This window comes from Modicisalibacter sp. MOD 31.J, assembly GCF_020147985.1.
Classification (GTDB): domain Bacteria; phylum Pseudomonadota; class Gammaproteobacteria; order Pseudomonadales; family Halomonadaceae; genus Modicisalibacter; species Modicisalibacter coralii.
The window spans coordinates 170701-192650 of record NZ_JAGXFF010000004.1 but is presented as its reverse complement, the minus strand read 5'-3'; the positions used below and the strand labels follow the sequence as shown (position 1 = coordinate 192650).

Below are 21950 nucleotides of genomic sequence, written 5' to 3'. Positions count from 1 at the left end.
GCCTCCCTCATTGCCCGGCGGGCGCCGGTTCCTCGGCGCCCTGCTCCAGGTAGCCGCGCTGGCGTTGGTCGAAATGGTGGAACCGTTTCTGCCACTCCGACGGCTGCGACACCTTCTCCACCTGCACCGCGGTGACCTTGTACTCGGGACAGTTGGTGGCCCAGTCGGAGCTGTCCGTGGTGATCACGTTGGCGCCGCTGCCGGGATGGTGGAAGGTGGTGTAGACCACGCCGGGCTGCATGCGGTCGCTGATGCGGCAGCGCAGCACGGTGTGGCCCACGCGGCTGGACACGCCCAGCCAGTCACCCTCCGCGATGCCCCGCACCTCGGCGTCGCTGGGGTGGATCTCCAGCACGTCCTCCTCGTGCCACTGGCTGTTGTCGGTGCGCCGGGTCTGGGCGCCCACGTTGTACTGGCTGAGGATACGCCCGGTGGTCAACAGCAGCGGGAAGCGACGATTGCTGCGCTCCTCGGTGGGCACGTACTCGGTGACCGCGAAGTGCCCCTTGCCGATGGGGAAGTCCAGCTCGTGCATGGTCGGCGTGCCGTCCGGGTGCTCGGCGTTGCACGGCCACTGGATGCTGCCCTGCTCCTCCAGCTTGGCGTAGCTGACGCCGGTGAAGGTCGGCGTGAGCTGGGCGATCTCGTCCATGATCTCGGACGGGTGCGAATAGTTCATCGGGTAGCCCAGGGCGTTGGCCAGGTCCTGGGTCACTTCCCAGTCCTCCTTGCCGGCCACCGGTGCCATCACCTTGCGTACGCGGTTGATGCGCCGCTCGGCGTTGGTGAAGGTGCCGTTCTTCTCCAGGAAGGTGGAACCGGGCAGCAGCACATGGGCGTACTTGGCGGTCTCGTTGAGGAAGATGTCCTGCACGATCAGGCAGTCCAGGCTGGTCAGTGCCGCCTGCACGTGCTGGGTGTTGGGGTCCGACTGGGCGATGTCCTCGCCCTGCACGTACAGCGCCTTGAAGGTGCCGGCGATGGCGGCGTCGAACATGTTGGGAATGCGCAGCCCCGGTTCGTCGTCCAGCGTGGTCTGCCACACGCTCTCGAAGCGCTGGCGCACGTCGAGGTCGGCGACGTGCTGATACCCCGGCAGTTCGTGGGGGAAGGAGCCCATGTCGCAGGAGCCCTGGACGTTGTTCTGGCCGCGCAACGGGTTCACGCCCACGCCCTCGCGTCCCAGATTGCCGGTGGCCATGGCCAGGTTGGCGATGCCCATGACCATGGTGGACCCCTGGCTGTGCTCGGTGACGCCCAGACCGTAGTAGATGGCACCGTTGCCGACGCTGGCGTAGGCCCGCGCGGCCTCGCGAACCTGCGCGGCCGGCACGCCGGTTTCCGCCTCGAGGGCCTCCGGCGAATTGCGCGCCTCGCTGATGAAGTCGCGCCAGACCCGATAGGCCTCGGTCTCGCAACGCGTCTCGATGAAGGTCTTGTCCTCCAGCCCCTCGGTGACCACCACGTGGGCCAGGGAATTGATCAGCGCCACGTTGGTGCCGGGTTTCAGGGGCAGATGCAGCATGCGGCCGCCGTGGGGCGTCTTCAGCAGATCGATGCGCCGCGGATCGGCGACGATCAACGTCGCGCCCTCACGCAGCCGGCGGCGCATCTGCGAGCCGAACACCGGGTGGGCGTCGGTGGGATTGGCGCCGATCACCAGAATGGTGTCCGCCTTCATCACCGAATCGAAGGTCTGGGTGCCGGCGGATTCGCCGAGGGTGGTCTTCAGGCCGTAGCCGGTGGGCGAGTGGCACACCCGGGCGCAGGTGTCGGTGTTGTTGTTGCCGAAACCGGCGCGGACCAGCTTCTGCACCAGATAGGTTTCCTCGTTGGTGCAGCGCGAGGAGGTGATGCCGCCAATGCTCTCCCGGCCATACCGCGCCTGCGTGTCCTTCAGGCGCTGGGCGGCGAAGCCGATGGCTTCCTCCCAGGACACCGGACGCCATGGCTGGTCGATGGAATCGCGGATCATCGGTTCGGTGATGCGATCCTGGTGGGTGGCGTAGCCGAAGGCGAAGCGGCCCTTGACGCAGGAATGGCCGTGATTGGCGTCGCCGCCCTTGTAGGGCACCATGCGCACCAGTTGATCGCCCTTCATCTGCGCCTCGAAGGAGCAGCCCACGCCGCAGTAGGCGCAGGTGGTGACCACGCTGTGCTCCGGCACGCCCTGGTCGATGACGCTCTTCTCCATCAGCGTCGAGGTCGGGCAGGCCTGGACGCAGGCCCCGCAGGACACGCACTCGGAGTCCATGAACGGCTCGTTCTGGCCGGCGGCGATCTTGGAGTCGAAGCCGCGGCCGTCGATGGTCAGGGCGAAGGTGCCCTGGACCTCCTCGCAGGCGCGCACGCAGCGCGAGCAGACGATGCACTTGCTGGGATCGAAGCTGAAATAGGGGTTGGAGGCGTCGATTTCCGCATCCAGGTGATTCTCGCCCTCGAAGCCGTAACGCACCTCGCGCAGGCCGACGGCGCCGGCCATGTCCTGCAGCTCGCAGTCGCCGTTGGCCGGGCAGGTCAGGCAGTCCAGCGGGTGATCAGAGATGTACAGCTCCATCACGTTGCGGCGCAGCTTGGCCAGCTTGCCGTTCTGGGTGGTGACGTCCATGCCCTCGGCAACCGGGGTGGTACACGACGCCGGGTAGCCGCGTCGACCCTCGATCTGCACCGCGCACAGCCGGCAGGAACCGAACGCCTCCAGGTTGTCGCTGGCGCACAGCTTGGGAATGGTGATACCCGCCAGGGCGGCGGCGCGCAGCACCGAGGTGCCTTCCGGTACGCTGATCTCGATGCCGTCGATGGTCAGGGCCACGGCTTTTTCCGAGAGCCGGGGAGGGGTTCCATAGTCCCGGTCAGGGTCGATGCGATGCTGGCTCGGGTCGAAGTAATTGATCATTGTTGGCCTCCTCCGGTCAGACTTGCCGGGGTTGCAGGTCGTCGGGGAAATGCTGCATGACGCTCTGCACCGGGAAGGGCGTCATTCCGCCCATGGCGCACAGCGACCCGTCCACCATGGTTTCGCAGAGATCGGACAGGAGTTCGAGATTGGCGTCGCTGTCGGTACCCGTCCGGATGCGATCGATCACTTCCACACCGCGCACCGCGCCGATCCGACAGGGCGTGCACTTGCCGCAGGACTCGACGCTGCAGAATTCCATGGCGAAGCGCGCCTGCTCGCCCATGTCGACGCTGTCGTCGAACATCACCACGCCGCCGTGACCGACCACGCCGCCGAAGGCGGCGAAGCCTTCGTAATCGATGGGATTGTCCCACTGGCTCTCGGGCAGATAGGCGCCCAGCGGCCCCCCCACCTGGACGGCCTTGAGCGGCCGTCCGCTCAGGGTGCCGCCGCCGAAGCCCTCCATCAGCTCGCGCAGGGTGGAGCCGAACGCCAGCTCGACCAGCCCGCCGCGCTTGACGTTGCCCGCCAGCTGCATCGCTACGGTGCCCCGCGACTTGCCCATGCCGTAGTCGGCGTAGGCCTGGGCGCCACGTTCGAGGATGAACGGCACCGCGGCCAGCGAGAGCACGTTGTTGACCACAGTCGGTCGGCCAAACAGCCCCTTGATGGCGGGCAGCGGCGGCTTGGCACGCACCATGCCGCGCTTGCCCTCGAGACTCTCGAGCAGCGAGGTCTCCTCGCCGCAGATGTAGGCGCCGGCGCCCAGGCGTACTTCCAGGTCGAAACGCTTGCCGCTGCCACGGATGTCCTCGCCCAGATAGCCCGCCCCGTAGGCGCGCTCCAGGGCCTGGTTAAAGATCTTTTGCGCCAGCGGGTACTCCGAGCGCAGATAGACGTAGCCCTGGGTGGCGCCCACGGCCAGGCCGGCGATGGTCATGCCCTCGATCAGCATGTAGGGGTCGCACTCCATCACCAGCCGGTCGGCGAAGGTGCCGGAGTCGCCCTCGTCGGCGTTGCAGACGATGTATTTCTGGCCCGGCGGCTCGTCGTGAACGGTCTGCCACTTGATGCCGGTGGGAAACGCCGCCCCGCCGCGCCCGCGCAGGCCGGAGGTTTTGACCTCGTCGACGATGGCCTGGGCGTCCAGAGTCAGCGCCCGCTCCAGCCCGGCGAAGCCATGATGGGCCCGGTAGTCGTCGATGGACAGCGGATCGGTCACGCCGATGCGCGAGAAGGTCAGGCGCTGCTGATTCTTCAGGTAGGGGATCTCCTCGGTCGGCCCCAGGGCCAGCGGATGATCCTGACGCCCCTCGAACAGCCCGGCCTCGATCAGCCCCGCGATCTCGCCCGGCTCGACCGGCCCGTAGGCCACCCGCCCCGCGGCGGTCGCCACCTCGACCAGCGGCTCCAGCCAGAACAGCCCGCGGGAGCCGTTGCGGATCACCGTCACCGCCGCGCCCTGATGGCGCACCGTACGCTCGATCGTCTCGGCGACGACATCGGCGCCCATAGCCAAGGCGGTGGTATCGCCGGGTACGTAAACGGTCACCGTCATCCTTTCACCTCCACGACCGTCGTGGTGAGGTCGTCCACCAGGGTATCGAATTTCGCCGCGCTCACTCGGCCATGGATGGTGTCATCCACGCGAATCGACGGCCCGCAGGCGCAATTGCCCAGGCAATACACCGGCTCGAGGGTGAACTCGTTGTCGCGGGTGGTCTGGTGGTAGTCGACGCCGAGGCGCGCCTTGACGTGGGCTTCCAGCTGGCGCGCGCCGACCGCCTGGCAGGCCTCGGCACGGCAGACATGGATCACGTGACTGCCCACCGGGTGGCGGCGAAAGTGATGGTAGAAACTGATCACCCCATGCACTTCGGCACGGGTCTGCCGCAGGGCGTCGGCGATGATCGGCACCGCGGCGTCCGGCACGTGGCCGAAGCGGTCCTGGATGGCATGAAGTATCGGCAGCATGGCCCCGGGCTCGTCCTTCAGCGCATCGACTTCGCGCTGGATCGATTCCCGAGTCCACGCCTGCGGCTGGCGTGTGTCGGAGGGCGTCATGGCTGGGCTCTCATCAGTTATTGTCGTTCGACATCAGGTTGTTGTCGTCTGGTCGTCAGCGGCTCGCGGGCACGACGCGTCAGGCATGTCGCGAGCCGAAAACCGGCAACGCTTGTCACGGGTCTTGTCGCTGGCCAACCTATGAACTAACTTGCCAGCCCTTGGCAGCAGCAGGAAGGCCATTTTCGTGGAAAATAGCACGCCGTATTTCACTCACAAATAGGCAAAACCGTGCATAGAAAAAAGCTGCAGATCTCGCCGGCCTGGTTGTTCAAGAGCGAGGACGGCGAGCTGTTCGACCCCGTGCTCTTTCGCCTGCTCGAGGGCATCCGCGACGGGGGCAAGCTGACGCTGGCGGCCCGTCAGGCCGGCGTTTCCTACCGTCATGCCTGGAACCTCCTCAATCGCGGCAACGACTTCTTCGGCTTGCCGCTGGTGGACATGCACAAGGGGCGCGGTACCCGTCTGTCGACGCTCGGTGAAACGTTACTCTGGTCCGAGCAGCGCGTGAAAGCACGCCTGGGGCCGCAAATGGACAGCATGGCGTCGGAATTGAACAACCAGCTCCAGCAGCTGCTGGCCGGCGCGCACCCGGTCCTGCGGCTGCACGCCAGTCACGGCTATGCCGTCGCTCTGCTGCCCCGCTTCGCCGACCGGGTGGAACTGGACCTGCAGTACTGCAATCCGACGGAGGCGCTGAACGCCCTCGGCCGCGGCGACTGCGACCTGGCCAGTTTTCATTTCCCGGCCTGCCCGCGCCTGGCGGAGCGCGTCATGCGCGCCTATCGCGAGCAGCTCGACCTGAAGAACCTGCGGGTCATTCGCTTCGTCACCCGCGAGCAGGGACTGATCATCCGCCGAGACAGCCGCGACACGGTGACCGGGCTGGCCGATCTCACGCGTCCGGACATCCGCTTCATCAACCGCGACGAACACTCCGGAACCCGTATTCTCTTCAACATGCTGCTGGCCGAGCAGGGCATCACCGAAGGCCAGATCAACGGCGCCGAACACGAGGAGTTCACCCATACCGCCGTGGCGGCCTACGTCGCCGCCGGCATGGCCGATGTCGGCTTCGGCGTGGAGGCCGCCGCGGCCCAGTTCGGCCTCGACTTCATCCACCTCTCCAGCGAGCACTACCTGTTGATCTGCCCCGAAGACCGGCTGAAGCAGGACAACATGCAACAGTTGCTATCGCTGATGACGTCGGCGCCCTTCCTGACCGAGATCGACAAACTGGTCGGCTATGCGCCGGATCGCTGCGGAGAGATCTGCACCTTCGCGCAGTTGCTGGAAAGCGACCGCCATTGACCCGCCGGCGCTCAACCATCACCGGCGGGTCAGCCGCCTTTCAGAACAGCGCCGCCGCCTTGGCCAGCGCAATGTACAGACCGATCAGGAAGGGCACCCGACGTAGAGTACGATCGCCGGGCATGGCATGACCTCAGGTGGGCGACGGCCGAACGAAATGCCGTTCAAACGCTCGTGCCGTCGCCGTCGGCACTCAGGACGGTGCCAGGTAGCGGGCGACAGAACCCGCTCGCTCTCCGAGCAGGACATGGATCAGGTCGTCACCGAGCCGCTGGACGCCCGATGCGCCCAATGCCTGCAAGGCCGCCTCGTCGAACCGCTCGCCGTCCGCAAGGCGTAACCGCACCCGGGTCACGGCGACCGCCTCGGCCTCGCACACGTTGCGTCGACCGCCAAGGGCCGTCCACCAGCGTTCGCCCTCGTCCTCAGTCAGCGCCGGTGACTCGCTAATGGCCGAGGCCGGCTCGACATCGGCAGCGCTCGTCGGCACGGCCCCCTCGGCGGCCATCGCCGCACGGATCTCGTCGGCCACGCCATCGGCGATCGGTCCCAGCACCACCTGCAGGCCACCGCCCCGCAGATGTAGCACACCACGCGCGCCGAGCCGCTTGAGCATGGGCTCGTCGATCGCCGCGGCGTCGCCGAGCACCAGCCGCAGCCGGGTGGTGCAGGCGCCGACGCTGGTCAGATTGGCGGCACCGCCCAGCGCCCGGACGAACGCCGGACCACGCTCGCCAACATCGACCGCAGCATCGCGAGTCGTGGCCGATTCCGGCTCGCGCCCCGGCGTCGGCAGGTCGAAGCGCACGATCGCCCAGCGGAACACCCCGTAGTAGATCACCGCATAGGCCAGCCCCACCGGAATCATCAGCCAGCCATTGGTCGACAGGCCATAGGAAAGCGCATAGTCGAAGGCGCCAGCGGAGAAGGTGAAGCCCAACTTGACGTCAAGCAGGTGCATTACCACCATCGACAGCCCGGTGAGCACGGCATGCAGCGCATAGAGCCCCGGCGCCAGGAACATGAAGGTGAACTCGATCGGCTCGGTGACCCCGGTGAGGAAGGCGGTCAACGCCAGTGACAGCAGCAGCCCGCCGACCTGATGACGGCGCGCTATGGGCGCCGCGTGATACATTGCCAGCGCCGCTGCCGGCAGGCCGAACATCATCACCGGGAAGAAGCCGGCCATGAAGCTGCCCGCACTGGGGTCGCCGGCGAAGAAGCGGTTGAGATCGCCGGTGGCACCATCGAAGCTGCCGAACACGAACCATACGAAGCTGTTGAGCACGTGGTGCAATCCGGTGACGATCAACAGACGGTTGAGCACGCCGTAGACGAACAGCCCCAGGTCGCCGGCCTGGATCAGCCACTGGCCGAGGGTGTCGATCCCGGTCTGCACGGTCGGCCAGATAACGCCGAACAGCATGCCCAGCAACACCGCGGCGAGCCCGGTGACGATCGGCACGAAGCGACGTCCGCCGAAGAATGCCAGATACTCGGGCAGTTTGATGTCCTTGAAGCGGTTGTACAGCCCCCCCGCCACGGCGCCGATGATGATGCCCGAGAGCACCCCCATGTTGATGTCCGCGTTGAGCGTGTGCAGCACGGCATCGAGGACTAGATAGCCGACCACCCCGGCGAGCCCCGCGGCACCATTGCTGTCATTGGCGAACCCCACCGCCAGGCCGATGGCGAATATCAGCGCCAGATTGGCGAAGATCGCATTACCGGCATCGGCGATGAAGGCGATATCGAGCAGATCCGGCTGGCCGAGGCGTAGCAGAAGCCCGGCCACCGGCAACACGGCGATGGGTAGCATGAGCGAGCGACCGAGCTTCTGCAGGCCGCCCATGATGTCGAAATGCATGGAGTCATCCTCCGAGGATCTTGTTGTGGGTCCCGCGACGGGGATGGGTCACGCCGCGGCACGGGCCTCGAGCCAGGCGGTCAGTCGTTCGCGCACCGCCCCGCCGTCATCCAGAGCGAGCCAGTCGGGCAGCACCTCGGCCAACGCACCGGCGTCGAGTTCGCGCAGCGCCGCCTTGACCGCGGGGACGCGGGCCGGTTCCACCGACAGTTCGTCGATGCCGAGTGCGACCAGCACCGTCAGTGCTAACGGGTCGCTGGCGGCGGCTCCACAAACGCCCACCGGGCAACGCCCGGCGGCGCCCTTGACGGTTGCCTGGATCAGCCGCAGCACCGCCGGGTGAAGCACATCGAGCTGCTCCGCCAGATCAGGATCCTCGCGATCCATGGCCAGCGTGTACTGGGTCAGGTCGTTGGTACCGATCGACAGGAAGTCGGCCTCGGCGGCGAGGCTGGCGGCGCAAAGCGCCGCCGACGGCACTTCGACCATCACGCCGAGGGACGGTGTGGCCGACAGCCCCAGTTCGCTGGCCAGCTCGTTGAGCCGGCGGCGCACGGCGCGCACCTCGTCGGCATCGCTTACCATCGGCAACATGATGCGCAGCGCATCGAGCGGCTCGACGCCAACCAGAGCGCGTAGCTGGGTATCGAGCAGCTCGGGCTGACTGCGCCATAGCCGTATGCCGCGCACGCCAAGCGCCGGATTGGGCGCGGCGGGCAGGCTCAGGTAGGGCAACTGCTTGTCGGCGCCGATGTCGAGCGTTCGCACGATCACCGGCTTGCCATTCAGGGCATCCAGCGCGGCCTGGTATTCGCGACGCTGCTCTTCCTCGTCGGGGGCGCTGTCACGCTCGAGGAAGAGGAACTCGCTGCGCAGCAGGCCGATCCCGTCGGCGCCCTCCCCGGCCGCCAGCTCGGCCTCTTCGGCGCCGGCGACGTTGGCGCAGACCTCGATGCTCCGGCCGTCGCGGGTCACCGCCCGGGCGTGTGCCGTCTCGCGTTCGCTCTCCTGGCGACGACGGCGTGCCTCGACCCGCTCGCGCACGGCGGTCAGACGCTCCCTCGATGGGCGTGGCTCGAAGAGTCCGTGCTCGGCATCGAGGATCGCCGCCTCGACGGGTTCGCCTGCCGCCTCGTGCAGCGTCGGCCCCAGCGCCACCAGACATGGCAGATTGCGCGCCCGCGCCAGGATCGCCACATGCGAGGTGGTACCTCCGGCGGCCAGACACAGGCCGGCCGGCCGTGCGGCGGCCAGCGCGATCAGTTGCGACGGCGTCAGGTCGTCGGCGAGAACGATCGCGCCTTCGGGGATGTCGGGGCCCACCGGTGGTGTGCCGAAGCACGCCATCACCCGGCGTTGCAGGTCGCGCAGATCATTGACCCGCCCCGCGAGCAATTCGTTGCCGGTCGCACGCAGCCGTTCGGCCTCGTCGTCCAGCGCTTCGCGCCAGGCCTGGCCGGCACTGCGACCGGCGGCGATGTAGCGTTCGGCGGCCTCGGCGAGCGCCGGGTCGTCGAGCCAGGCCAGGTGCGCGGTGAGGATCTCGGCCTCGCTGGAATGCCGCTCGCGCTCGGCCCGCGTCATGCCGTCCTCGAGATCGACGCGCACGGCCGCAAGGGCATCCCGGAGCGCCGCGGTTTCCGCCGCCGCCCCCGCCCCGTCGGCCGGGACCTCGGGCAGCGGCGGCGCGTAGCGAACCACCGGGCCGACCGCGAGCCCCGGGCTGGCCACCCGTCCAGCCCACTGCCCCGCCCCGGCCTGTGCCAACGGGCGCGATACATCCCCACCGTGGCTTCCCCCCTCCGGGGACTCGAGCAGTTGCCCGGCGGCGACCAATGCCGCCTCGGCGTTCTCGCCACGGGCGATCAGCCTCACCCGGTCGCCGTTGACCAGGCCCAGGTTCATCAGGCTGCTGAGGCTGCGGGTGTCGGCCGACCGCTCGCCGGCGAGCACGTCGAGTTCGACGGCGTGCTCGGCGGCAATGGCCCGCAGCCGGGCCGCCGGCCGGGCATGCAGGCCGCTCTCGAGGGCCAGCGTCACGTCGCGTTCCCTTGCCGGGCCCGTATCTCGCGAAGGTCCGGTCGCTGCCTGCGCGGCGACCTCGAGGATCAGCAGCGTATCGCCGCGTCGCACCCGTTCGCCACGATCACCGCGCCGGCTGTCGATCCGCCAGCCGCCAGGCTCAACAACGATCAGCGGAGTAATCAGGCTCATCGCCTCGCGGGCCAGACGGTCGGGCTCGAAGCGCAGCAGCGGCTCCCCCTCGTGGACACGCTGGCCCACCGCGACCAGCATCTCGATGCCCGCCCCCTCCAGATGGACGGTATCCAGCCCCAGGTGAACGAGCAGTTCGACGCCGCAGGCGTGTCGGATCGTCACGGCATGGGCACTGCGCGCGCACTGCACGACCTCGCCGTCGAACGGCGTGCACAGGGTGTCGCCAAGGGGGTCGATCGCCACCCCATCGCCCAGGGTGGCTTCGGCGAAGACCGGGTCGGGGACCTCGCCGAGGGGTACGATGACGCCGTCGACCGGCGCCGTGATCGCAACTAGAGTAACCATGATGCCTCCGAAGTTGTTGTTGTGCGTGTCACTGCGGTTCAGCGGGTTCTGGTGACCTTAGCGAGGTGGCGGGGTCGGTCCGGGTTGCTGCCGCGCGCCTCGGCCAGCCCGGCGGCCATGATGTAGAAGCTCTGGATCACCGACAGTGGCTGCAGCGCCGGGTGGCCGGCGTCGATCAGCGGCAGGTCACGCGAGGTCACGCCCGCATCCGCCGCCAGCAACACCCGGGCGCCCACCGAGCGCAGCCAGTCGACGAGTTCCAGCAAGCCGGCCTGCTCGGGCCCAGGCGGGGCCAGCACCAGCACGGGGTAGCCGGGGCCGATCAGCGCCATGGGGCCATGCTTGACCTCGGCGGCACTGAACGGCTCGGCCTGGATCGCGCAGGTCTCCTTGAACTTGAGTGCCGCCTCCTGGGCGACCGCCAGGCCGGGACCACGCCCCACCACCATCAGGCGGTCGACGCCCTGCAGGGCCTCGACGGCCGGTGCCCAGTCCTGATCGCAGGCTCGGTGCAGTTGCTCGGGCAACGCCTCGAGCGCCTCGAGCAGTGTCGCGTCGCGGTCCCAGTACCCCAGCCACTGGACGCAGGCGGACAGCGTCGCCAGATAGCTCTTGGTCGCCGCGACGCTGATCTCCTCACCGGCATGAATCGCGATCTCGTCGTCGCTGACCGCGCCCAAGGGCGACTGCGATGTGTTGACCAGTGCCAGGGTTCGTGCCCCGCCGGCAGACAGCGCGCGTTGGGTCTCGACCAGATCGGGGCTCTGCCCGGACTGCGAGATCGCCACCGACAACTGGCCGTCGAGATGCCAGGGTGCCCGCGCCAGCGTGGACAGCGAGGGCGGCAGCGAGGCCACCGGGATGCCCCGGCTCTGCATGCACAGGTAGGCGAAGTAGCTGGCGGCGTGATCCGAACTGCCGCGGGCGACGGTCACCACACCGCGCGGGGGCGCCTGGCGCAGATCAGCGCCCAGCGCCTCGAGCGGGCCGGCATTGCGGCTGAGCTGGTCGGCGATGCGTCCCGGCGCATCCCGGGCCTCGTCGAGCATCAACGAACTCATGAAGCATCTCCCTGGTAGCCGTGCATGGCCTCGCACTCGCCCGCGACGCGGGTTCCCTCGACGTACACGGAACGAACGGTGAGCGCGGCGTCGAGCACCACCGCGTCGGCATAACAGCCCTCGCTGAGCCGACCGCGCTCGGTCAGACCCAGGAAGTCGGCGGGATGGCGCGAGAGTCGTGCACTGGCCTCGTCGAGGGACAGACCGATCCCGACCAGGTTGCGCAGCGCCTGATCCATGGTCAGGGTGCTGCCGGCCAGGGTGCCGTCGGATAGCCGCACGCCCCCCAGGCATTTGGTCACCGCCTGCTCGCCGAGTCGGTACTCGCCGTCGGGCATGCCGGCCGCCGCGGTGGAATCGGTGACCGCATAGAGTCGTGGAATGCAGCGCAGGGCGGTGCGGATGGCCCCGGGGTGGACGTGCAGCAGATCGGGAATCAGCTCGGCGAACTCGGCATGCGCCAGGGCGGCGCCGACCATCCCCGGGTGGCGGTGGTGCAGTCCGGTCATGGCGTTGAACAGATGGGTAAAGCCGTGAGCACCGCTCTTCAGCGCCGCCACACCCTGTTCGTAACTGCCCAGGGTGTGGCCTAGCTGTACGCGAACGCCGCGCGCGACGAGGTGCCGAATCAGGGCATCGTGCCCGGTCAGTTCCGGGGCCAGGGTCACCAGGCGGATCAGCGCGAGATCGCACAGCGCCTCGAGCTCGTCGATCGTGCCGGGATGGGCATGCGCTGGCTGCGCGCCCAGCTTGCCCGGATTGATGTGCGGCCCCTCGAGGTGCACCCCCAGAACCCTTGCGCCATCGCCCGGCCCGGCCACCGTCATGGCTTCGCCGATCTCGCCGAGCACGCGACGGATTTCGTCATCGGGCGCAGTCATGGTGGTCGCCAGCAGCCCGGTGGTACCGAAGCGGGCGTGGGTGCGCGCCATCGTGGCGACGGCCGCGGCGCCTTCCATAGTGTCGGCGCCACCACCGCCGTGGACGTGCAGGTCGATGAAACCCGGCAGGATGCGCGGCGCCTCGTTATCGGCCGGGTCGACCGGGCTGCCGCTGATGCGGCTGATCCGGCCGGCGTCCCAGTGCAGTTCGCCGAACCACCAGCCGTCGGGAGTCAGGATGTTGCCTTGGAGCATGGCGACCTCTGGTTGATGAAATGTGGCGTCCGGTGTCGCACGCCGCCTGTTGATCGCGTCCGGAACTGCGTTTCCTTCCCGTCGCGCCCGCAAAAGCGCTTTGTCTACCGCGGTCGATACCGGGTCATCTCGCGCCTCGATGAAGCTCGACCATGAAGTCGTAGTAATCGGTCCGGCAGTAGGTGACGGTGAGCTCGGCGGGGCTGCCGTCGTGCAGGTAGCCCAGTCGGGTGACCTTGAGCAGCGCTTCGCCTTGCGGCACCTCGGCGAGCTCGGCGAGCTCGGCATCGGCGTTGACCGCGGTGATGTGCTGAAGCGCGCGCTCCACCGGCTTGCCGGCCGCTTCCAGGGTCTTGTAGAGCGACGTCTCGACCGTGCCCGGGTCGGGCAGTACCGCCTCGGGCAGGCAGCTCTCCTCCACCGCCATCACCACGTCGTCGGCCAGACGCAGGCGCTTGAGACGCGCGACCCGGGCCTCTCCGGCAAGCCCCAGGCGCAGCGCCTCGTCGCTGCTCGGTGCGCTCAGGCCACGCGACAGCCAGCGCGAGCGCGGCGTGAAGCCACGTTGGGTGAGCATCTCGGTGAAACTGATCAGGCGAGTCAGAGGCTGATTGAAGCGCGGCGCGATGAAGGTGCCGGAGCCATGGCTGCGGCGGATCAGCCCCTGCTCGGCGAGCCGGTCGAGGGCCTTGCGCGCGGTGATCCGCGAAATCTCGAGGGTCTCCGCCAGAGTGCGCTCCGAGGGCAGCGCCTCGCCGGCCTGCCAGGCGCCCGCCTCGATGGCATCCCCCAATTGGCGCGCCAACTGGTGATACAGCGGCGTGGCCAGGCCAGGGTCGAGCGTCATTTGCGCGAAACGGGGATCCATGGGGCGTGTTCTCCTCTTGTGTAAATCCACTATAGAACCTCTCGAATACCAATCAAATACCAATTGGTCTTACTTTGGTCTTAGAAAGCTTCGGCTGCCGCCGACTCGGCATTACCCACACCTTGATTCTTCGACCCGACAACCGCATCAAGGAAGCAGAAGAGGCGTCATGGGAGACGCCGCCTGAATGACGGACGACAGGAGCGTGACATGAAGACACTGGTGATCGGCGCCAACGGCAAGATCGGCCGGCAGTTCTGCGAACTGGCGCGAACCGCCGGGCTGCCCGTGAAGGCGATGATCCGCGACAGCGATCAGCAGACCTGGTTTCGCGAGCGCGGCATCGAGACGGTGATCGCCGACCTGGAGGGCTCGCTGCGCCACGCCTTCTACGGCTGCGATCAGGTCGTCTTCGCCGCCGGCTCCGGGCCGCACACCGGGCCCGACAAGACCCTGATGATCGATCTGAACGGCGCGATACGCGCCATCGACCTGGCCGCCGAGCTGGGCCTGTCACGGTTCTTGATGGTCAGCGCGATCCGCGCCGAGACGCCCCTCGACGGCCCGGAGAAACTGCGCCCTTACCTGGCCGCCAAGCACGCCGCCGACGACCACCTGCGCGCCTCCCGGGTCCCCTACGTGATCGCCAAGCCCGGTCGGCTGACCGACGAGGCGGCGACCCTGCGGCTGGCGACCTCGCCGGAGGAGGCCGGTGACAATCACATCTCCCGCGCCAACGTCGCCCATGCCCTGCTGTACCTGGCGCAGGAGCGAGCGCTGACTCGCCGTGAGTTCGCGCTGCTCGACGGTGAGCGGCGCATCGGCGACGCCCTGGCCTGACGAGCGCCCCAATCCACCGCCGCCCGCCGGATCGCCCACGGCGATTGGCGGCGGCGGCCCGAATCCGTATAGTGGCCCTTCGTTCCCCGCCAATCGTACCGACTCCCCCATGCTGCAAAACAACGCGCTGCTCTCGCAGCTCAAGCAACAGATTCGTGACAACACCCCGCGCGTCGAGGGCGTGATCAAGGCCACCGAGCGTGGCTTCGGTTTCCTCGAGACCGATGACGGGGACTCCTATTTCGTGCCGCCGCCCGCCATGAAGCAGGTGCTCCACGGCGACCGCGTCGAAGCGGTCCTCAAGGAGGACGGCGACAAGAAGTCGGTCGAGCCCGAGCGCCTGATCGAGCAGTCGCTGGAGCGCTTCATCGCCCGCGTGCAGAAGCGCGAAGGGCGGCTGGCCGTGATTCCGGATCACCCGTCGATCAACAACGTGGTGAAATCGCGCATCAAGCGCAGCCTCGACGAGGAGAGCATCGCCGACGGCGACTGGGTGGTGGCACGGCTGGTGCGCCACCCGCTCAAGCCCGACGATCGCGGCTTCTTCGGCCAGATCGACGAGCTGATCGCCAAGCGCGACGACCCGGCCGTGCCCTGGCGGGTGACGCTCGCCCGTCACGCCCTGGAACAGGCCTCGCCGGAAGCCGGCGACGACTGGGAACTGGCCGACGAGGGGCTCGAGCGCGAGGATCTCACCGCGCTGCCCTTCTTCACCATCGACAGCGACAAGACCCGCGACATGGACGACGCCCTGCACGTCGAACCGCGTGCCGAGGGCGGTTGGCGGCTGACGGTGGCCATCGCCGATCCGACCGGCTATGTCGCCGAAGGCCATGCCGCCGACCTGGAAGCCCGGACGCGGGCCTTCACCGTCTACCTGCCCGGGCAGAACGTGACCATGCTGCCCGAGGTGCTGGCCGACGACCTGTGCTCGCTCAAGGAGGGCGAGGACCGCCCCTCGCTGGCCTGCAGCCTGGACGTCGAGGCCGACGGCAGCCTCGGCGAGTATCGCTTCTTCGCCGCCACCGTGCGCTCCCATGCGCGGCTGGTCTACGACAATGTCTCCGACTGGCTCGAGGGCCAGGGCGAGTGGACGCCCGGCGCCAGCGTGGCGCCGCAGCTCGAGGCACTGGCCAAGCTCACCGAGGCGCGCGCGGCCTGGCGGGCCGAACACGCACTGGTGTTCAAGGACCGCCCGGACTACGTCTTCGATCTCGATGCCGCCGGCAATGTGCTCGACGTGCGCATCGAGGACCGGCGCATCGCCAACCGCATGATCGAGGAGTCGATGATCGCGGCCAACGCCTGCTGCGCCGACCTGCTGGCCAGCCGCATCGGCCACGGCATCTTCAACGTGCACCGCGCCTTCGAGCCGGAGAAGGCCGACGCGGCGCTGGAGTTCCTCGCCGGCCAGGAGATCGAGGTCGAGCGCGAGGCGCTCACCGAACTGCCCCGCTACCGCGAGCTCAAGCGCGCCCTGGAGAGCCGCGACGACGCCTGGCTGGACGCCCGCCTGCGTCGCTTCCAGGGGTTCACCAGCATGTCGGCGCAGCCGGGTCCGCACTTCGGCCTGGGGCTGCCCGCCTACGCCACCTGGACCTCGCCGATCCGCAAGTATGGCGACATGGTCAACCACCGGCTGATCAAGCGGGTGCTCAAGGGCGAGCAGGCGCCCGCCGAGGCGAGTACCGCGCTCACCGAGCAGCTCACCGAGCGCCGCCGCCTCAACCGCATGGCCGAGCGCGACGTCAAGGACTGGCTCTACGTGCGCTATCTGACGCCCGCCGCCCGCGACCAGCAGACCTTCGACGCCGAGATCATCGCCATCAATCGCGGCGGGATGCGCGTGCGCCTGACCGCCAACGGTGCCAGCGCCTTCGTGCCCGGGCCGCTGATCCACAGCGATCGCGACAAGCTGGTGATCGACGACAAGGAAGGCCGCATCAAGGTCGAGGGTGAGGAGCGCTTCAAGCTCGGCGACCACATCCAGGTGGTGCTCACCGAGGCCCGCGAGGATACCCGCTCGCTGGTCGCCCGACCCGCTGCCTGACGATCAGGCACTCTCGCAGAACGACAACGGCGAGCCCAGTGGGCTCGCCGTTTTCGTTCCGAAATGGTGCCATCATGATGGCATCAAGGATCGCCAGGCAGCGATCTCCTTCCAAACCTAATATGCATAAAAAAGATATTTAATTTACCAAAATTGCCTCAACCCCTTTCCAGCACCGTGCCAACTGGCTACCATCCCTCGCCTCGTGCTCCATGAACAGACAGGACTCGCGGAAAAAAGGAAAATCCCGGTACGCAGTGGCTCACCCGGGCCTGTCATCACAATCGACAAGGAGATTCCGACGCTTCCGCGGCCATGGACGCTGCCGGGGAGCCCGACATGGTTGACTGGAGACCTCGCATGAGCCGCACCATCGATATCGAGACCGATATCTCCGCCCGGGAGCTGGAAGCCCGGATCGAGGACGCCCCGAGCGGGGCGACGCTGCGCTTCGCGGCGGGAGATTACACCTTCGATGATGCCATCACCCTTCGTCGCTCCGACATTTCGCTGATCGGCGCCGGCGTCGACCGCACCACATTCACCTTCAGCGACGAGGCGCTGGAGAACGACGACTTCGCCATCCGCCTCGCCGGTGGCCGCGGCGAGACGATCGGCACGCTCGACACCCACGCCGACGAGGGCGATCGTCAGGTCCGCCTGGAACACGCCCCCGACACGCTCGCCGTCGGGGACACCGTGCGCCTCTGGCAGGACAATGACGACGACTTCTTCGACGACATCGGCGATACCTCGTGGCGCAAGGTGGATCATGCCGAACTGCGCACCAGCATGGCCCGCGTCGAGGCCATCGACGGGCGGGACCTGACGCTCGATCGCGGCGTTCACTTCGACCTGGACGGCGACGACACCCACGTCGAACGTATCGACACCGTCGATGACGTGTCGCTGGAGGGGTTTACCCTCGACTTCGAGCTGGGTCGGCCCGAGGCCGGCGAATTCGACAATACCCTCGACGCGCTGAGCCGCTATCACGCCGTGCTGCTGGACGGCACGGTCAACGCTAGTGTCGACGAGATCCGGGTCGTCGACGGGCCCTCGACCGCCTTTCGCTTTTCCCGCGTGCTCGACAGCGACGTCGATAACATCGAGGCCCATGGCAGCTTCAACAAGGGGGGCGGCGGCAACGGCTACGCCTACGAGCTGCACGAGAGCTACGACGGCGACTTTACCGGGCTCATCGACAGCGGCATGCGCCACGGCCTGGTATTCGCCTCCTGGCGATCGTCGGTCGGCAACGAGGTTCACGTGGAATCCACCGACCGGGACGTCAACTTCCACGGCGGCCGCGATCACGACAACCGGGTGCATGTCGCGCAGTCGATCCGCGATCCCGAGACCGACGACCTCTCGACGACGCTGTGGGTCAACGCCGGCGGCGAACACTTTGGCGCCATTACCGACCCCGATGCCAATCAGGTCCGCTTCGACTACGTGGTCGGCTCGCGCCGCGACGATCATCTGCAGGGCAGCGACGACGGCGTCTATCTCGACGGCGGACTGGGCCATGACACCCTGACCGGCGGCGACGGCGACGACATCCTGCAAGGCGGTCCGGGCGATGACGGCTACGATGGCGACGACCACATCGACGGCGGCGACGGTCGGGACAGCGTTCTCTACATGGCCGACCGCGACGCCTACACCATCGACTTCGACGACGACACGCTGCGCGTCACCGGCGAGGGCGGTACGGACACCCTCGAACATGTCGAAGAGCTCGTCTTCGCCGACGGCACCCACCTCGACGTGGCCTCCCGGGAGAGCGAACAGGGAGACCCCGCCGAGGTCCCCTCGGTCGACGACATTCTCGCCGCCGACGCTCACCACAGCGACGCCGCCGATCTGGCGCTGAGCGGCGACGTGACCAGCGCCTGGTCGAGCGGGTACGTGGCCCAGCTGTTCGTCGAGAACCGCTCCGACGAGGTCATCGAGACCCCCGAGCTCCACTTCACTCTGGCCGACGACATCGACGTCGTCTGGAACGGCGAGTTCACGCGCGACGGTGAGGACTATCGAGTCCATGATGACGACCAGCGGACGCTGCAACCCGGCGAGACCTGGCGTTTCGCCTACCGGGCTTACGGCGAGGACCGCTCGATCCCCGACTCGCCCAGCGCACAAACCGCCGATGGCGACGATCTCGCGGTGGCGCTGACGGGCATCGACACCGGCCGATTCGACATGCTGGACGGCTGACGCCGCCGCCACGTCAAACGCCAAGACGGCGGGCCCGCCGGGGCCGCCGTCTTGGCTGTCGTCGAATTGTCGCATTGTCGCGCTAGCCTGATCGCTATTTCGTCCGCCGGTCAGGAGCGCGCCCTTGCACGTTGTCGACGTCACCATGTTCCACGCGCCGTCGAGCGGCGGCGTGCGTACCTACCTCGATGCCAAGCACCGCCTGCTGGAACAGCGCCCCGGGATACGCACCAGCCTGCTGATTCCCGGGGCCGCCGACGATCGCTGCGGCGATTGCCATCAGTTGGCCACCCCGCGCCTGCCGTTCGGCCAGGGCTATCGCTTTCCGCTGCGCCGCGAGGTCTGGCGACGCGCCCTGATCGAGCTCGCCCCCGACCTGATCGAGGCCGGCGACCCCTACCTGAGCGCCTGGGCGGCGCTGGACGCCGGTCGTGCCCTGGACGTGCCGGTGGTGGGCTTCTATCACTCCGATCTGCCGCGGCTGTTCGGCCGGCGGCTGGGCCGCTGGAGCCAGCGGCGCCTGGAGGGCTACGTGCGCCATCTCTACCGCCATTGTCAGCGCGTACTCGCACCGAGTCGGACGATGGCAGCGCGCCTCGCCGCGATGGGGCTGGACAACGTCGCCGTACAGCCGCTGGGCGTCGACCTGCAACGCTTCGATCCACGCCGCCGACGCCCCGAACTGCGTGAGCGCCTGGGGCTGGACGATGCCACCCGGCTGCTGATCTTCGTCGGCCGCGCCTCGCGGGAAAAGAACCTGACGGTACTGCTGGAAACCGCCCGACAGCTGGGTCGCGGCTATCACCTGCTGCTGATCGGCCCGGGCATGCCCCACCGGGTGCCGGACAACGTCACCGTCATCGACCGCTACACACCCGCCGAAACCATCGCCGACTGGCTGGCCAGCAGCGACGCCCTGCTCCACGCCGGCACCCAGGAAACCTTCGGCTTGATCGCCCTGGAAGCGATGGCCAGCGGCATCCCGGTGATCGCCGCCCGCGCCGGGGCGCTGACGGAAAACGTGCCGCTGGGCTGCGGGCTGCTCTGCGAGCCGCACTCGGCCCCGGCCATGGCGCGTGCGGTGCATGAGCTGTTCGCCAACGATGCCGAACTGCAGGGGCACCGCGCCCGACGTCACGTCGAGCGCCATCATGACTGGGCGACGGTCGTCGACGGCTTGCTCGGCCATTATCGCGCGATCGCCGGCCACTCCCCGGCCCTCTCAGGGCGGCGCCATGCCTGAGCGTCACCTGGCCATTGTGCTGCACGATGTCGCGCCGGCGACCTGGCCGGCGTATCGCCCCTTCGTCGCCGCCGTGGATGCCCTGGCGGCCACCCTCGGCCCGATCCCGCTGACCTGGCTGGTGGTACCCGACTTCCACGGCCGGGGGCGTTTCGATGGCGACCCGGCCTTCGTCGACCGCCTGCAGCGGCGACTCGAGCGCGGCGACGAGCTGGCCCTGCACGGTTACTACCATCGCGACGACGCGCCGCCGCCCCGCACGCCCGGGGAGTGGTGGATGCGCCGCCTATACACCCGCGAGGGCGAGTTCCAGGCCATCGATGACGCCACGGTGGACGAACGCCTGGATCACGGGGCGGCCCTGTTCGCCGACCAGGGCTGGCCCACCCCCGGCTTCGTCGCCCCGGCCTGGTTGATGAACGCGGCGACACGCCATGCCCTGACGCGTCGCGACTTCCTCTATACCAGTTGCCGCAAGCGCCTCTATCGGCTACCCGAGTTCACGCCGCTATCGGCGCCCGGCCTGGTATGGAGCGCCCGCAGCGCCTGGCGGCGCGGTCTCTCGCTGGGCGTCTGTACGCTGCAGGCGCATCATCACCGCCAGGCCGGTCTGCTGCGCCTGGGCATCCACCCGGTCGACCTGGGCCATCCCGGCCTCTTCGATCGCTGGCTGCGCATCGTGGTCACCCAGATCCGCGCGGGCCGCCAGCCGATCACCAAGCGCCAGTGGCTCGGTCGCCAGGCCCCTGGAGCGACGCCGCCATGAAGCGACGTCTACTGGTCGGCGCCGCCCTGCTCACGGCGCTCGCCGTGCCGCTGGCCCTCGGCGGCGGCGACGCCCTGGCCGCCCTGGCAACCTTCCCCCTCGATACGCTGGCCGTGATGCTGGCCCTGGTGGCGATCTGCTGGAACCTCAACGCCCTGCGCCTGCGTCTGCTGCTGGCCGGCCGCGCCGGGCGGCTGCGTCACGGCGAGACGCTGGGGATCGTCATGGCCAGCGAGTTCGCCATCTGCATTTCCCCCGGCGGCAGCGGCGGCCCCCTGACCCTGCTGGGTCTGCTGGCGCGTCGCGGCGTCGCCCCCGCCGAGAGCGGCGCGATATTCGCCGTCGATCAGCTCACCGACCTGACCTTCTTTCTCGTCGCCCTGCTCTCCGTGGCGCTCTATCTGCTCAGCGGCTCGAGCGGCGTCGAGCCGGTCTGGGTGGCCGGGCTGGCCGGTTCGCTGATCATGGCGCTGGGCCTGGCGGGCTTGACGCTGCGCCACTTCCGCAGCCTGTTGCGGATCACCGGCGTCGGACTACGTCGGCTCGGCCTGCCACTGCGCCATCGTCTCGGGCTGGTACGCCGCCTGCTGCACTTCCGCCGCGCGCTGATCGCCACCCTGCGTCTGCCCCGCCGCATCCTGGTGACGGTCTTCGCCCTCGCGACCCTGCACTGGCTGCTGCGTTACAGCGTGCTTTATCTGGCCGTACGCGGCCTGGGCGGGCAGATCGACTGGGCCTGGACCTTCCTGATCCAGATGCTGGCCATGGCCGCCGGTCAGGTCAGCGTGCTGCCGGGCGGCGCGGGCAGCAGCGAACTCGCCGTCGCCGCCCTGCTGACGCCCATGCTCGGCGGCCGTCACACGGCGGCGGCGATCCTCGTCTGGCGCTTCGTCACCTACTACTGCTACCTGCTGGCCGGGGCGCCGGCGTTCTGGCTGGCCTGGCGCGGCCGGGCACGGCGCATCGCCCGCTCGTCATGACAAAACAGGAACGCGGCCAGTCCCGATGGCGGACAAGACTCGTCTAAAAGGCGGGTTTGTGGCATGTTTAGCCGACAGCGGCC

General features: G+C 68.3%; 15 protein-coding genes. 7 read left to right on the top strand and 8 right to left on the bottom strand.

From position 1 onward, the window contains the following. Nucleotides 1-7: 7 nt before the first annotated feature. Genes fdhF through KGR00_RS14750 form a run of 3 tightly spaced genes read right to left on the bottom strand, consistent with a single transcriptional unit; the run spans nucleotide 8 to nucleotide 4963 of the window. On the bottom strand, nucleotides 8-2896 hold the full coding sequence (gene fdhF / locus KGR00_RS14760; RefSeq protein ID WP_224419468.1) for a formate dehydrogenase subunit alpha: 2889 nt from the start codon (nucleotides 2894-2896) through the stop codon (nucleotides 8-10). 16 nt (nucleotides 2897-2912) lie between these two features. Further along, nucleotides 2913-4457, bottom strand: coding sequence for a formate dehydrogenase beta subunit (locus KGR00_RS14755; RefSeq protein WP_224419467.1), 1545 nt, complete (start codon nucleotides 4455-4457; stop codon nucleotides 2913-2915). Further along, nucleotides 4454-4963, bottom strand: coding sequence for a formate dehydrogenase subunit gamma (locus tag KGR00_RS14750; RefSeq protein WP_224419466.1), 510 nt, complete (start codon nucleotides 4961-4963; stop codon nucleotides 4454-4456). Before KGR00_RS14750 ends, KGR00_RS14755 begins: the two co-directional genes overlap by 4 nt. A 231-nt stretch (nucleotides 4964-5194) precedes the next feature. Here KGR00_RS14750 and KGR00_RS14745 point away from each other — a divergent pair, with 231 nt between their 5' ends. Continuing rightward, entirely contained in the window at nucleotides 5195-6274 is a 1080-nt protein-coding gene (locus tag KGR00_RS14745; RefSeq protein ID WP_129140541.1) for a substrate-binding domain-containing protein, read from the top strand. A gap of 193 nt (nucleotides 6275-6467) precedes the next feature. On the opposite strand, the gene nagE is transcribed toward KGR00_RS14745, so the two are convergent. The 5 genes from nagE to KGR00_RS14720 form a co-directional block, all read right to left on the bottom strand. Further along, nucleotides 6468-8141: an N-acetylglucosamine-specific PTS transporter subunit IIBC gene (gene nagE / locus KGR00_RS14740; RefSeq protein WP_224419465.1), complete on the bottom strand. Its 1674-nt coding sequence runs from the start codon at nucleotides 8139-8141 to the stop codon at nucleotides 6468-6470. Nucleotides 8142-8189: 48 nt separating this feature from the next. Then, on the bottom strand, nucleotides 8190-10703 hold the full coding sequence (gene ptsP / locus KGR00_RS14735) for a phosphoenolpyruvate--protein phosphotransferase (RefSeq protein ID WP_224419464.1): 2514 nt from the start codon (nucleotides 10701-10703) through the stop codon (nucleotides 8190-8192). Nucleotides 10704-10741: 38 nt separating this feature from the next. After that, nucleotides 10742-11764 carry an SIS domain-containing protein gene (locus tag KGR00_RS14730; protein ID WP_224419463.1) on the bottom strand — a complete coding sequence of 341 codons (1023 nt, stop codon included), beginning with the start codon at nucleotides 11762-11764 and terminating at the stop codon, nucleotides 10742-10744. Continuing rightward, the gene (gene nagA, locus KGR00_RS14725; protein WP_224419462.1) at nucleotides 11761-12900 is read right to left on the bottom strand and encodes an N-acetylglucosamine-6-phosphate deacetylase; all 1140 of its coding nucleotides are present in this window, start codon (nucleotides 12898-12900) and stop codon (nucleotides 11761-11763) included. Before nagA ends, KGR00_RS14730 begins: the two co-directional genes overlap by 4 nt. Nucleotides 12901-13024: 124 nt before the next feature. Next, a complete protein-coding gene (locus KGR00_RS14720) occupies nucleotides 13025-13768 on the bottom strand; it encodes a GntR family transcriptional regulator (protein ID WP_224419461.1) in 744 nt (247 codons plus the stop codon). Between the two features lie 210 nt (nucleotides 13769-13978). Between KGR00_RS14720 and KGR00_RS14715 the strand changes: the two genes are divergently transcribed. The 6 genes from KGR00_RS14715 to KGR00_RS14690 all read left to right on the top strand — a co-directional run bounded on the left by KGR00_RS14715 (nucleotide 13979) and on the right by KGR00_RS14690 (nucleotide 21867). Next, complete coding sequence (locus KGR00_RS14715) at nucleotides 13979-14608, top strand: SDR family oxidoreductase (protein WP_224419460.1); 630 nt, start codon at nucleotides 13979-13981, stop codon at nucleotides 14606-14608. A gap of 109 nt (nucleotides 14609-14717) precedes the next feature. Beyond that, nucleotides 14718-16658, top strand: a complete 1941-nt coding sequence (locus KGR00_RS14710; RefSeq protein ID WP_224419459.1) for an exoribonuclease II — start codon at nucleotides 14718-14720, stop codon at nucleotides 16656-16658. 360 nt (nucleotides 16659-17018) lie between these two features. Next, complete coding sequence (locus KGR00_RS22450; protein ID WP_275423182.1) at nucleotides 17019-18878, top strand: cellulose binding domain-containing protein; 1860 nt, start codon at nucleotides 17019-17021, stop codon at nucleotides 18876-18878. A 124-nt stretch (nucleotides 18879-19002) separates the two neighbouring features. Then, nucleotides 19003-20121 carry a glycosyltransferase gene (locus KGR00_RS14700; protein WP_224419458.1) on the top strand — a complete coding sequence of 373 codons (1119 nt, stop codon included), beginning with the start codon at nucleotides 19003-19005 and terminating at the stop codon, nucleotides 20119-20121. After that, entirely contained in the window at nucleotides 20114-20887 is a 774-nt protein-coding gene (locus tag KGR00_RS14695) for a polysaccharide deacetylase family protein (RefSeq protein ID WP_224419457.1), read from the top strand. Before KGR00_RS14700 ends, KGR00_RS14695 begins: the two co-directional genes overlap by 8 nt. Beyond that, nucleotides 20884-21867, top strand: coding sequence for a lysylphosphatidylglycerol synthase transmembrane domain-containing protein (locus KGR00_RS14690; protein WP_224419456.1), 984 nt, complete (start codon nucleotides 20884-20886; stop codon nucleotides 21865-21867). The genes KGR00_RS14695 and KGR00_RS14690 overlap by 4 nt, the downstream gene beginning before the upstream one ends. Nucleotides 21868-21950: the final 83 nt, after the last annotated feature.

Excerpts from the sequence above, each read along its gene's own strand:
- KGR00_RS14750 (WP_224419466.1), bottom strand. The coding sequence starts at position 4,963 with ATGACGCCCTCCGACACACGCCAGCCGCAGGCGTGGACTCGGGAATCG.
- KGR00_RS14730 (WP_224419463.1), bottom strand. The coding sequence starts at position 11,764 with ATGAGTTCGTTGATGCTCGACGAGGCCCGGGATGCGCCGGGACGCATC.
- KGR00_RS14755 (WP_224419467.1), bottom strand. The coding sequence starts at position 4,457 with ATGACGGTGACCGTTTACGTACCCGGCGATACCACCGCCTTGGCTATG.
- fdhF (WP_224419468.1), bottom strand. The coding sequence starts at position 2,896 with ATGATCAATTACTTCGACCCGAGCCAGCATCGCATCGACCCTGACCGG.
- nagE (WP_224419465.1), bottom strand. The coding sequence starts at position 8,141 with ATGCATTTCGACATCATGGGCGGCCTGCAGAAGCTCGGTCGCTCGCTC.
- KGR00_RS22450 (WP_275423182.1), top strand. The coding sequence starts at position 17,019 with ATGAGCCGCACCATCGATATCGAGACCGATATCTCCGCCCGGGAGCTG.
- nagA (WP_224419462.1), bottom strand. The coding sequence starts at position 12,900 with ATGCTCCAAGGCAACATCCTGACTCCCGACGGCTGGTGGTTCGGCGAA.
- KGR00_RS14720 (WP_224419461.1), bottom strand. The coding sequence starts at position 13,768 with ATGGATCCCCGTTTCGCGCAAATGACGCTCGACCCTGGCCTGGCCACG.
- KGR00_RS14710 (WP_224419459.1), top strand. The coding sequence starts at position 14,718 with ATGCTGCAAAACAACGCGCTGCTCTCGCAGCTCAAGCAACAGATTCGT.
- ptsP (WP_224419464.1), bottom strand. The coding sequence starts at position 10,703 with ATGGTTACTCTAGTTGCGATCACGGCGCCGGTCGACGGCGTCATCGTA.
- KGR00_RS14715 (WP_224419460.1), top strand. The coding sequence starts at position 13,979 with ATGAAGACACTGGTGATCGGCGCCAACGGCAAGATCGGCCGGCAGTTC.
- KGR00_RS14690 (WP_224419456.1), top strand. The coding sequence starts at position 20,884 with ATGAAGCGACGTCTACTGGTCGGCGCCGCCCTGCTCACGGCGCTCGCC.
- KGR00_RS14695 (WP_224419457.1), top strand. The coding sequence starts at position 20,114 with ATGCCTGAGCGTCACCTGGCCATTGTGCTGCACGATGTCGCGCCGGCG.